Source organism: Halosolutus sp. YCN4 (assembly GCF_059736495.1).
Genome location: NZ_JCASSM010000006.1, coordinates 211,327 through 222,609, shown reverse-complemented (window position 1 = coordinate 222,609; position 11,283 = coordinate 211,327). Strand labels below are relative to the sequence as shown.

The following is an 11,283-nucleotide window of genomic DNA, read 5'->3' as shown; positions in this document are numbered from 1 at the left end:
GTACTCCCAGTCGTAGACTGGGAGGGTCTGTTGGCGGTGAATGTAGTACACACTCACACAGTTGGGTCCACACGTTCGATGACACTGATCGGAATCGCCGACCGATCGGGCGTCACCGAACTGTCGAAGCTAACATCAGATCCCATCTGTACGGCGGACCGCAGGGGTAGGATCCTCATTTCCTTCGGACGCATTCGTAAGCCACGAGAGGTACTTAACCCCTTCGGAGCCGAACCGTCCGAGCGACGGAGCGCCGAACGCCCCGCCGATCACGCGTTTGTTGCGATCGTATCCAATTCCCTCGTACACTTAAGGGCAACGGATCGCTCCCGCGCCGGAAACCGCATCCGGCGTGGGATTTTGCGTACCCTTACGGACGCGCCCTGTGTATATAAGGGCGTCGTCTCGGAGCGCCGGCGAACCGGCGATGGTGGGTGCTGATCCGTGTCCCGAGCGGACGGATACGGTGCCTGCCTCCGCGCTGGAACACAGCCGGAGGGAACGTGGCGGCGTGGGCCACGTCGTTTGCATTCATTTCGAAGCTCGGGTGCATACATAAGGCCGTCGTCTCGCGAGCCGTCTGATCCACGTTGGTCATTCTCGCGATAGCGGTTCCCGTTCGGATGGGCGAAAGCGCTGCCGTCCCTCGAGTCGTCGGCGTTGCGTGTCCGATCGGTAACCAGCAGCGACGACTGGAGAGCGATTCGAAATGGACCGCGAATGCGACACGATCGAGGGAACCGACGGACCGATCCCAAACGGGGTGGGCGATCGATGGGCGCGAGAACCGACGGCACGACGCACGAAGAGGAGAGAGCAGTCTTGAGAGGAGAGCGGTTCACTCGAACGGTCGCCAGTACAGGAGCCCGACCGTCACCACGAACGCGATCGTCGAGAGTGCGTACGCCTGCGCGTAGACGGTCGTCGCGAGCGCCCCGGTGGCCCCGGCACCGCCGACGAGCGAGGCGAGGATCGGCCACGAACAGCTGATACAGGCGAAGAGTCCGAGAAGTCCGGACGCCGCGGCGTTGGACGCGTCCAGCACGGTGACGTAGACGAGGTACGCGAGCGTGACGTAGCCGACCAGGAGGTACGGGGTGAGCACGAGTTTCACCAGGTGGGTCGTGTAGAAGAACGCCGGCCCGTACCCGGGCGGCATGACGATCGTGTAGTCGAGCCCCAGGAGAGCCTGGGCGTGGGCCTCGGGATGACCCGCGAGCGGGAACAGGTCGTACAGGCCGCCGAAGTAGCCGAGCAGGGCGAAGTAGCCGACGGCGATCGTACCCGCGAGGAACTTCTGGCGATCGTTTGCGGACGGGACGGACGTATGCCAGAGGACCCAGCCGCTGAGGTTGAGCCAGACGAACGGGTAGACGTGAAAGAGCCCCAGGTGCGCGTTCCTCGCGCCCACGTAGGTGAGGAGCAACAGGGCCTCGAAAAGCAGGATTCCGGCCCAGACGACCGTCGACAGCGGACTCGGGCGCGGGAGCCGACGGGCGACGGTACCGAGGGAACTCACGGGTACCCACCCCGGGAACGTGTCGATCGACGACGAGCGCCTGCCATCGTGTCCGCCGTTGTACGGCGATCGCAAATAGCCTGTCGGCTCCGGCCGTACAGCGACGGGTTAGCGACGTCGAGGCGAGTCGGCTGGCGAACCCGAAACCCGTCTGTGGACCGCACGGGCGAACCGTTTGCCGCCGAGCAGGATCTCACGCAGGACGGGAACGCCGTCGGCGAGCCAGAGCAGAACGGCCAGTCCGGCGAGCCCCAGCTGGAATCGAAGGTAGGGCGAGAGGTCGCCCGCGAGGATCGATCCCTGGTAGTCTTCGAACAGCCGCAGGAACGTGTCGATAAACCCCGGCGGCCGCTGCTGTCCCGGGGAGTCGACCGATGCGACTGGCCAGAGCAGTATTTCGAGTTGGACGATCCTCGTCCCGAGGTAGTTGTAGAACACGTCCCCCGGGAGGTGTAACAGGTAGCCGAGTCCGAACGCGACGCCAGCACGCGGACGGCCCGCTACCCGAGCGATCAGTCCGGCAACGATCGCCAGCGGTACCGCGAAGAAGATCGAGTGCCCGATCGCGTACCCGGTCTCGAAGACGCCGAACTCCCACGCGAGGGGCTTGTCGACGACGTCCGGCAGCACGGAGGCGAAGACGACGGCAAAGGCCTCGAGTCCGCCCGGCGAGTCGCGATAGACGATCCGAACGAAGAGCGAGTAGCCGACGTAGCCAACGATCGCGTGTTCCCAGGGCCACATACGGGCGACGTGTCGCGAGTAGGGGAAAGTTATAGAGGACCTATGGCGGCCCGGGTTCTGGCGACGACTCTCCCGCGGCGGTTTCGTCGTGGTCCCGGGACGGCGTCCGGACCGGGCGGTAGTCCCGGACAAACGTCTCGCCAGTCGACGACGCTCGTCGAGCCGAATTCGGCCGGGATGGACGGTTCGCCGCGCCGGATCTCGTCACGGTAGGTGGTCGAGAGGTTCTGCACGAAAAACGGGGCGTACGGGAAGGTCGCGTCGACGCCGGGTTCGACGAGTGACGAGGGGGATGGAGTCGTGTTTCGGTCCGCCTTCTCCAGTGACTCGAGAATCGAAGTTACGCCACCCCCTCGAACGCGCTGGTTTATCCGCACCGCCGCCGTATCGATACTGTGACCGAGTACGCGATCGAGGCGCGCGACGTGGCGGTAACGTACGCGGACGGCACCGAGGCGGTCCGCGGCGTCGACCTGCTCGTCGAGCGTGGCGAGTTCTTCGGCTTCCTCGGCCCGAACGGGGCGGGGAAGACGACGATGATCAAAACCCTCGTCACGCTGTTGCGGCCGACCGCGGGGACGGTCCGAATAAACGGGTTCGACGCCCTCGAAACGCCGCGGAGCGTGCGCGCTACGGTGGGCTACATGGCCCAGGAGACCAGCATCGATCCGGAACTCACCGCCCGGGAGAACCTGCGCTACGCCTGTGACGCCTACGGCGTCACCCGATCGGAGCGAGCCGATCGGACCGACGAACTGCTCGACCTCGTGGACCTCACCGACGTGGGGTCCAAGGTGGCGGACGACTTCTCGGGCGGGATGAAAAAGCGCCTCGACGCCGCGACGGCGCTCGTTCACCGGCCGCCGCTGGTCTTCCTCGACGAGCCGACGACGGGACTCGATCCCGCCGCCCGGAACCGGCTCTGGGAGTACTTCCGGCGGATCAACGACGAGGGGACGACCGTCTTCCTGACGACGCAGTACCTCGAAGAGGCGGACCAGCTCTGCGATCGCCTCGCGGTGATCCAGAGCGGGGCCGTCGTCGCGGACGGCACGCCCGGGGGACTCAAACGTCGCGTCGGGGGCGAGATCCTCGACGTGCAACTCGCGGATCCGGCCCGGCGAGAGCGAGCCGTCGAAATCGCTCGTGACGGGGACCTGTTCGCAGCCGGGGCGACGGTCGAGCCGACGGACGGGGGACTGGCAGTGACCGCACGGGATGCCCGAACCAGCGGCACGGATCTCCTGGTCGCCCTTCGCGACGACGGGATCGACGTCGTGGGCTTCGACGTCCGGGCGCCGACGCTCGACGACGTCTTTCTCGCCGTCACCGGCGATCGAGAGGGTGAGCGGACCGAAATCGACGGTCGCGATGGCGCCCCCGAACCCGCCGAATCGCGGCCGGTCGGTGACGGCGGTTCGAACGGACCGGATGAGCAGCGCGACTCGGGCGACCGTGACGGAGGGCACCGATGAGCACCCCGTCGACGACGATCGATCGCGCCGGCGGCGGGTTCGCGAGCGACGTGCGGGTGACGTTCGTCCGGTGGACGATCAAGTCCGTCCGGAACCCGTTCGTGCTCGTGGTCTCGCTCGTCCAGCCGATCATCTTCCTCGTCCTGTTCACGCAGGTGTTCGGCGGCGTCGCGACGGCCGCGCTCGAGGGGATCAGTTACGAGACCTACCTCGTGCCGGCGATCGTGATCCAGGTCGCGCTGGTCGCGGCCGCGACGTCGGGGATCGGACTGGTCAACGACATCGAGAACGGGATGTTCGAGAAGACGCTCGTCAGCCCGATGAACCGGACGGCCGTCTTCCTCGGCAAGACCCTCGCAGAGGTCGTCCGCATCGTAGTCCAGGTGGTCATCGTGCTCGGACTGGGCGTCCTGCTGGGTGCGGAGATCGAGACCGGCGTCCCCGGCGCGATCGGAATCGTGGCCATCTGCGTGCTCTTCTCGGTCTGGTTCACCGCGTTCTCGAACGTGCTCGCGGTCGTCACTCGCGACGAGGAGTCGACGATCATCGGCGCGAACCTGCTCCAGTTGCCCCTGCTGTTCGTCTCGAGCGCGTTCCTCCCGCTCTCGGCGTTGCCCGACTGGATCCAGACGATCGCGGCCGTCAACCCGATCACCTACGGCGTCGACGCGACCCGTGCGGTGATGCTCGGCGAGGACACCATGACCGTCGTCGAGGTGACCCGTTTCGGAGGGATGTGGGACACCCTGGTCCCCGCACTCGCCGTCCTGCTCGCGCTGGCGATCGGGTTCGGCGGCGTCGCGATCTACGCGATCGGTCGTGCGGCGAGCGCGGACGTGCGGTGACCGCCGACTACCGGGTAACCGATACGATTTAGCGATCGGACGGGGAACGAACGGGTATGGACCGATCGGGATTCGTCAAACTCGCGGTCGTCGCACTCGGCCTCGTGATCCTGAGCTTCTTCGTCCGCGGATTCGGACAACTCCTCGTCGGTCGCCCCACCGCGGACCTGTTGCAGGCGCCGTTCGCGATCGTCGGCTTCCTCCTGCTCGTCTACCTCTTCGTCAGGGCGACCCTGGACGCCGTCGGGATTTGGGAGGTCGAGAACGCGTAATACGGTCTGCTGTACCGGTGCAACCGCCGGACGATCGCGGTTGCACCGGAACTGACGGACAGGAGTCCGTACAAGGAAACCGTTTTTCGCCGTCCGCCCGAACGTCGGGCTATGACACTCGACGTGCAGCCGATCGCCGACCTCGGGCCGGGCGACCGCGCCGCGTTCTTCGAGCGCGACGCCGGCATCGAGGCGGTCAGGGAGGACGTTCGCGGGATCGTCGATCGAGTTCGCGAGGAGGGCGACGTCGCCGTCCGCGAGTTCACCAGCGAGTTCGACGACGTCGAACTCGGGAGCATGGACATCGCGGACGCGTGCGAGCGCGCGTACGACGACCTCGATCCCGAACTGCGCGAGGCGATCGAGGCGGCCGCCGACAACGTCCGGGCGTTCCACGAGGCCCAACTGCCCGACGACTGGCGCGAGGAGTTCGGACCCGGGCGGGAACTCGGCCGACGGTTCCGCCCGATCGATCGCGTCGGCGTCTACGTTCCCGGCGGGTCGGCGGCCTACCCATCGAGTGCGATCATGGGCGTCGTCCCGGCGGTCGTCGCCGGCGTCGACCACGTGTCGGTGGTGACCCCGCCGGCCGACGAGCAGAATCCGGTCACGCTCGCGGCGATCCACGCCGCCGGGGCTGACGCGGTCTACAGCGTCGGCGGGGCGCAGGCGATCGCCGGCCTCGCGTACGGCACCGAGACGATCACGCGGGTCCAGAAGATCGTCGGCCCGGGCAACCGGTGGGTCACGGCCGCGAAGGCCGAGGTTCGCGGCGACGTCGAGATCGACTTCCTCGCGGGGCCGAGCGAAGTCGTCGTGATCGCGGACGGGACGGCCGACCCGGACCTCGTCGCTTCGGAACTCGTCGCACAGGCCGAACACGACCCGAACGCCTCGGTCGTCGCCGTCACCGGCGACGAGGCGACCGCCGAGGCGGTGGTCGAGGCCGTCGACGAGCAGGCGAGCGCACGTGAACGCGAAGACGTGATTCGAGAGGCGCTCGCGAACGAGGCCAGCGGCGTCCTCCTGGCCCGATCGATGAGCGAGGGGATCCTCTTCACCGAGGAGTACGCGCCGGAACACCTCGCGATCGTCGCCGACGACGACGAGTCGATCCTCGATCGAATCGACAGCGCGGGAAGCGTCTTCCTCGGCCCGAACACCCCCGTCGCGGCGGGCGACTACGCGAGCGGGACCAACCACGTCCTGCCGACCAACGGCGGCGCGCACGTCACCGGCGGCCTCTCGGTCGAGACGTTCCTGCGATCGACGACCGTCCAGCGACTCTCGGGCGAGGGACTGGCCGACATTGGCGAGACAATCACCACGCTCGCCGATGCCGAAGGACTTGAAGCCCACGCCCAAAGCGTCCGCAAACGACTCGAGAGCGACGGTTGAACGGTCGTAAGCCGTGGTTAACGCGAGTTCCGGTCGCCGAGAACAGGTCACCGAATCGCAAACTGGTTTTACGTAGCTGGGTCCCGGAGTACATACCGATGGAACCGCGTGAGGTCGATCCGACCGATGCACGCGTCCTCGAACGAAACTACGATTACGCACAGCGGAACGTCCGCCTCCTCGCGGTCTGGTACGACTGCGAACTCGAGCGGATGATCGAACTGTTGGCCGAAAACGACGTGACGCTGTCGGCCAACGACGAACGCATGTTCGGGACGTACTACCGATCGGTCCAGCGACGTTCGCGCGTCTAGGGCGAGTCCAGCGGCGGCCGGCGTCGAGCGGCGGGACGCCGCCGGCCGACGAGCGAGCGACGACGCGGGCGAACCGCGCGTCGATCGAGTCGGACGTCCGCGGAGCGTCCGGTGGCGTCACAGTTAACATCGTCGCGCCGGTAAGGGATGACATGAGCACGGACAGCGTGGACGGCGGGGAGGCGGAGACGCGCCCCGAGATCGAAGTCACGGCGGACGCCGCCGAACAGGCCCTCTCCCTGCTCGAGAAGGAAGGGCTCGACGACGGCGAGGCAGGGCTCCGCCTCTTCGTTCAGCAGGGTGGCTGTGCCGGCCTCTCCTACGGGATGCGGTTCGACGACGCGCCGGACGAGGACGACACGATCTACGAACACCACGACCTTCGCGTGTTCGTCGATCCGGCGAGCCTGAAGTACATCGAGGGCAGCGTTCTCGACTACGAGCACGGCCTCCAGGCCGAAGGGTTCCACGTCGAGAACCCCAACGTCGTCAGCGAGTGCGGCTGCGGCGAATCGTTCCGGACGTAACGGACTCGGCGCGTCCCGATCGCAGTCCCGGCGTCATCGACGGTTTTCCAACTTCGATCCGATCGCCAGCGGCCGCACTCGCCCGTCCAGTAGCCGACGGGGTCGACAAAAATCGATCGGTGTCACGCCGACGCGGGATCGATCGCCGCGACTGGTGTGGTGCGGCGGATCGACTCAGTCCTCGAGTTCGAACGCGACGGTGACCTCCGCCTGGTACTCCCGTTCGTCGACGCTCGCGATCTCGACCCCGAGTTCGTCGACCTCGATCCAGTAGACGTTCTGGAGCGTGTCCTCGGCCCGATCGATCGCGTCGTCGGCGGCGTCGTCGAAGCTCTCCGTGCTCGTCCCGATCAGTCTGATCTTTTTGAAGACCATATCCCGGGGAGCTACGCCACGTGACGACGTAAAGCTGGTCGTCGGTTTCGGTACGTGACACTGGGACGCGCCAGTCGGCGCTCAGTCCGCTCGCGATTCGAGCCGCTCGCGGATCGCGCCGGAGACGTCGGTGAGATAGGCCCCGCCCCACAGCGCGACGACGAGCCCCCCGATCGCGTCGAAGACGAGGTCCAGCATCGTGTCGGCGAGTCCGTACTGCGTAAGCACGGCGTCGGTCCCGAGCGCGTCCGCGGCGAGCGCGATGGCGAACTCGAGGACCTCCCAGAGGACGCCGAACGCGAGGACGAAAAGCAGGATGAACACGGCCACGAACCGTCGCGGGAGGACGACACCCTCGGCGTGCTCGTCGAGCGCCCGGACGGTCGCGTAGCCGACCGCCGCGACCAGCGACGCCGACAGCGCGTGCGTGACGTGATCCCACCACCAGACTTCACGGTAGAGGTTCGTCGCGGTACCGGGGAGGCCGACGGTGCCGAACGCGTGGAGGAACACGGCGGTGGTGATCCACAGCGTGAGCCGCGGATCCATCGGGATTCCGTAGTCGCGCTCGAGGATCGGCGGGAGCTGGGTCACGGCGAGCGCGACGGCGGTGTTGATGACGATGCCGCCGTTGCCCCGGTCGAGCCCGATAAACAGCATGCCGACGAGGCTCAGTTCCATGAGGTAGGAAAGCTGGCGCTGGCGCTCCCGGGACGGGAGCAGCGACTCGATGTTACGCATCGTCCACCTCCGCGATCGACGCCTCGTCGCCCGGCCGGTACTGCTCGAGGCGGCCGAGCCGCCTGAAGTACAGTTCGAACACGATGCCCGCGCCGAGGCCGACGATCGCGGAGTAGACGAACTCCCACATCACGTCGTCGTGGTCGGCCGGGAACGGGACCCCGAGGAGACCGGCGACGCTCCACCGGAGGAGCGCCCACAGTGCGGCGGCGGCCATCGTCGTGACGACGACGAAGACGACGGCGAAGCCGGGAGTCATCCGCACGGACGTGAAGGTCTGTAGTTCGACGGCCAGGACGAGCGCGATTGCGGCGACCGACAGGTACGACGCGAAGTGGCCCGTCAGCCGATCGGCCTCGAGGGCCAGCCCGAGGACCGGCAACGCCGCGAGCAACAGCACTTCCCACGGGAGCATCGCCAGCGGCGACCGGAACCGGAGAGGAGGCAACAGCGCCAGGATCGCGAGCGTCGCTGCGAACGTCGTCCAGAGGAGGCCGCCGATCACGAACTCGCCGACGCCGATGGCGGCGATCGCGACGACCAGCAGCCACGCGACGGCCGCGTTGTACCGGTCGTTCGCGATCAGTTCCTCGAGTGGGGTCCGGGACACGGTAGCCCGTACTGAGCGGGGTCACAAAAACGTGTGTTATCCGACGGAACGGGGCCGATGCGGACGAGAGTTCGACTCACGCGGGTCCGACGAACAGGTAGACGACGAGGTAGGCGACGAGCGCGATCGTCACGGCGGTCACGGACGTGAGCGCGATCTCGAGGACGCGATCGGCCGTCGAGGGGGCGAGACGACGCGACCGACCAGCGGCTGACGGTACGAGCGGGCCGACGCCGGAGAGGAGACCGACCCCCAGAATCGAGAAGACGAAGTGGTACGAGACGTCGAGGGTCGGCGGCGCGGCCGCGAGGGGCGCGACGGCGTAGGCCACGCCCACGGCGGCCCGTCGATCGACGGCCCCGACGAGCGAGCGATCGGTGAGCCGACAGCCAACCGCGAGGGCGAGCCAGACGACGGCGAGTTCGATCGCGAACGCGCCCAGAAGGTGGAGCGTCGGGTCCGCGTGGAGGACGACCCGAGAGGTGAAAAGCGGCGACGCGAACGGGTAGAGCCAGTCGGGCGGCGATCCGGTCACGAGGTCCCCCCACGGGTGCGACCACAGTCCCCACAGCGCCGCCAGCGCGATCGTCTGCGGCGAGAACGAGGTCGATCGGCTCGCGGCGACGGCGACGAGGGAACCGCTGACAGCGAACAGTCCCATCACGAACGCGGCCAGCGGTCCGTGGGCGAACGCGACGGCGAGCACCGCGAAGAGCAGGCCGACTCCGACGGCGCGAGCGAGCGGCGCGCGACCCGAGCCCCGGACCGCGAGCAGGCCGAACGCCGGCGCGGCGATCGCGCCGACGACCAGCGAGTGCGTGACCGATCGGTGGACGGCCCGGCTCGCGTCCCAGAACGCCGTCGAGGCGGCGAACACGCCGTCCGCGGCGTTCCAGGTAGCGAGTCCGACGAGCGCGTACGCGACGTCGACGTCCGGAACGGTCGCGAACGCGCCCGCGACGGCGCCGGCGGCGAGGGCTCGGCGCCGATCCCAGCCTCGCCAGTCGGCGACCAGCGCCGCGATGACGAACGCGAACAGTGCGTGACCGACGAACACGACGTATCGGCTACGTGATGAGTGCTCTTAAGCGGCTCGCAACCCCGACAGTCGGGACCGGCGATGAGTCGCCCCCGTGACAGATCCGGGCCCGACCGAATCGGGCCGGATCGGACCAGCCAGTTCACCGATCGGTAATTCGCCGCTGCCGGTACATCTTTGCGAGTGGCCGGCGAGCACACGGGCATGGCTCAGAAACCGTCGAACGAGACGGCTCGCGCGCCATCAGTCGGCGAACTGACACCGCCCGATCGGACCCTGATGGGGCCGGGGCCGAGCGACGTCAATCCCCGCGTCCTGCGGGCGATGAGCACGCCGCTCGTGGGCCACCTCGACCCCTCGTTCGTCGAGATCATGGACGAAGTACAGGACCTGCTCCGGTACACCTTCCGGACCGACAACCGGTGGACCATCCCGGTTTCGGGGACCGGGTCGGCCGCGATGGAGGCGGCGATCGGCAACGTCGTCGAACCGGGCGACACGATGCTCGTCCCGACGAACGGCTACTTCGGCGGTCGGATGGCCTCGATGGCTCGCCGGGCAGGTGGCAAGGTCGTCGAGGTATCGGCGCCGTGGGGCGAACCGCTCGATCCGGCCGACGTCTCCGACGCGCTCGCCGAACACGATCCCGACGTCTTCGGATTCGTCCACGCCGAGACGAGTACGGGCGTGCTCCAGCCGAACGTGCCCGAACTGACCGCCGCGGCCCACGACCACGACGCGCTGGTGATCGCCGACAGCGTCACCTCCCTCGGTGGAGTCGAGTTGCGGGTCGACGAGTGGGACATCGACGTGGCCTACTCGGGCCCGCAGAAGTGTCTCTCCTGTCCGCCCGGTGCCAGCCCGCTCACGCTCTCGGACGAGGCGATGGACAAGGTCCTCACGCGCGAAGAAGATCCCCGATCGTGGTACCTCGATCTCTCCCTGCTCGAGGGCTACTGGGGCGACGATCGCTCGTACCACCACACCGCGCCGATCACGAACGTCTACGCGATCCGGGAGGCGCTTCGACTCGTCGCGGAAGAGGGCATCGAAGCGCGCTGGGATCGCCACGAACGCCTGGCCGGCGCGCTGAAAGCCGGCGTCGAGGCGATGGGCCTCGAGATGAACGCCCCCGACGAGTACTGGCTTCCGAGCCTGAACGCCGTCCGGGTGCCCGACGGCGTCGACGACGGCGCGGTCTGTGGCGAGTTGCTCGATCGATACGACCTCGAGATCGCGAGCGGTCTCGGCGACCTCGACGGCGAGATCTTCCGGATCGGCTGTATGGGCCACTCCGCGCGGCCGGAGAACGTCATCTACGTGGTGACGGCGCTCGGCGACGTGCTGGAGGACATGGGTGCGGGCGTCGACCCCGGTGCTGGTGTGACGGCGACCAGACGCGCGCTAAAAGAGTGATCGATCGC

Annotated in this window: 13 protein-coding genes; 7 read left to right on the top strand and 6 right to left on the bottom strand. The window is 67.6% G+C overall.

Annotated elements, in window-relative coordinates; all coding sequences use genetic code 11:
* Nucleotides 1–838: 838 nt before the first annotated feature.
* Both AC6I6X_RS20580 and AC6I6X_RS20575 read right to left on the bottom strand, forming a co-directional pair.
* Nucleotides 839–1,519, bottom strand: a complete 681-nt coding sequence (locus tag AC6I6X_RS20580; protein ID WP_497932434.1) for a DUF7546 family protein — start codon at nt 1,517–1,519, stop codon at nt 839–841.
* Nucleotides 1,520–1,627: 108 nt separating this feature from the next.
* Nucleotides 1,628–2,263 (bottom strand): metal-dependent hydrolase, encoded by a 636-nt coding sequence (locus AC6I6X_RS20575; RefSeq protein WP_497932433.1) that lies wholly within the window; start codon nt 2,261–2,263, stop codon nt 1,628–1,630.
* A 395-nt stretch (nt 2,264–2,658) separates the two neighbouring features.
* On the opposite strand from AC6I6X_RS20575, the gene AC6I6X_RS20570 reads away from it, so the two are divergent.
* From AC6I6X_RS20570 to AC6I6X_RS20545, 6 genes are all read left to right on the top strand, one after another.
* The gene (locus AC6I6X_RS20570) at nt 2,659–3,738 is read left to right on the top strand and encodes an ABC transporter ATP-binding protein (protein ID WP_497932432.1); all 1,080 of its coding nucleotides are present in this window, start codon (nt 2,659–2,661) and stop codon (nt 3,736–3,738) included.
* A complete protein-coding gene (locus AC6I6X_RS20565; protein WP_497932431.1) occupies nt 3,735–4,583 on the top strand; it encodes an ABC transporter permease in 849 nt (282 codons plus the stop codon). The genes AC6I6X_RS20570 and AC6I6X_RS20565 overlap by 4 nt, the downstream gene beginning before the upstream one ends.
* Nucleotides 4,584–4,639: 56 nt before the next feature.
* The gene (locus tag AC6I6X_RS20560) at nt 4,640–4,855 is read left to right on the top strand and encodes a hypothetical protein (RefSeq protein WP_497932430.1); all 216 of its coding nucleotides are present in this window, start codon (nt 4,640–4,642) and stop codon (nt 4,853–4,855) included.
* A gap of 111 nt (nt 4,856–4,966) precedes the next feature.
* Complete coding sequence (hisD, locus tag AC6I6X_RS20555; RefSeq protein WP_497932429.1) at nt 4,967–6,253, top strand: histidinol dehydrogenase; 1,287 nt, start codon at nt 4,967–4,969, stop codon at nt 6,251–6,253.
* A gap of 98 nt (nt 6,254–6,351) precedes the next feature.
* Nucleotides 6,352–6,567, top strand: coding sequence for a hypothetical protein (locus tag AC6I6X_RS20550; RefSeq protein WP_250142356.1), 216 nt, complete (start codon nt 6,352–6,354; stop codon nt 6,565–6,567).
* Between the two features lie 152 nt (nt 6,568–6,719).
* Complete coding sequence (locus AC6I6X_RS20545; RefSeq protein ID WP_497932428.1) at nt 6,720–7,094, top strand: HesB/IscA family protein; 375 nt, start codon at nt 6,720–6,722, stop codon at nt 7,092–7,094.
* 174 nt (nt 7,095–7,268) lie between these two features.
* On the opposite strand, the gene AC6I6X_RS20540 is transcribed toward AC6I6X_RS20545, so the two are convergent.
* The 4 genes from AC6I6X_RS20540 to AC6I6X_RS20525 all read right to left on the bottom strand — a co-directional run bounded on the left by AC6I6X_RS20540 (nt 7,269) and on the right by AC6I6X_RS20525 (nt 9,877).
* Nucleotides 7,269–7,469, bottom strand: coding sequence for a dodecin (locus tag AC6I6X_RS20540; RefSeq protein WP_265111664.1), 201 nt, complete (start codon nt 7,467–7,469; stop codon nt 7,269–7,271).
* Nucleotides 7,470–7,550: 81 nt separating this feature from the next.
* Nucleotides 7,551–8,210 carry a DUF2238 domain-containing protein gene (locus AC6I6X_RS20535; protein ID WP_497932427.1) on the bottom strand — a complete coding sequence of 220 codons (660 nt, stop codon included), beginning with the start codon at nt 8,208–8,210 and terminating at the stop codon, nt 7,551–7,553.
* Nucleotides 8,203–8,820 carry a hypothetical protein gene (locus AC6I6X_RS20530; protein ID WP_497932426.1) on the bottom strand — a complete coding sequence of 206 codons (618 nt, stop codon included), beginning with the start codon at nt 8,818–8,820 and terminating at the stop codon, nt 8,203–8,205. The genes AC6I6X_RS20535 and AC6I6X_RS20530 overlap by 8 nt, the downstream gene beginning before the upstream one ends.
* A 76-nt stretch (nt 8,821–8,896) precedes the next feature.
* Nucleotides 8,897–9,877 carry a metal-dependent hydrolase gene (locus AC6I6X_RS20525; protein ID WP_497932425.1) on the bottom strand — a complete coding sequence of 327 codons (981 nt, stop codon included), beginning with the start codon at nt 9,875–9,877 and terminating at the stop codon, nt 8,897–8,899.
* Between the two features lie 186 nt (nt 9,878–10,063).
* Here AC6I6X_RS20525 and AC6I6X_RS20520 point away from each other — a divergent pair, with 186 nt between their 5' ends.
* The gene (locus AC6I6X_RS20520) at nt 10,064–11,275 is read left to right on the top strand and encodes a pyridoxal-phosphate-dependent aminotransferase family protein (RefSeq protein WP_497932424.1); all 1,212 of its coding nucleotides are present in this window, start codon (nt 10,064–10,066) and stop codon (nt 11,273–11,275) included.
* Nucleotides 11,276–11,283 lie beyond the last annotated feature (8 nt).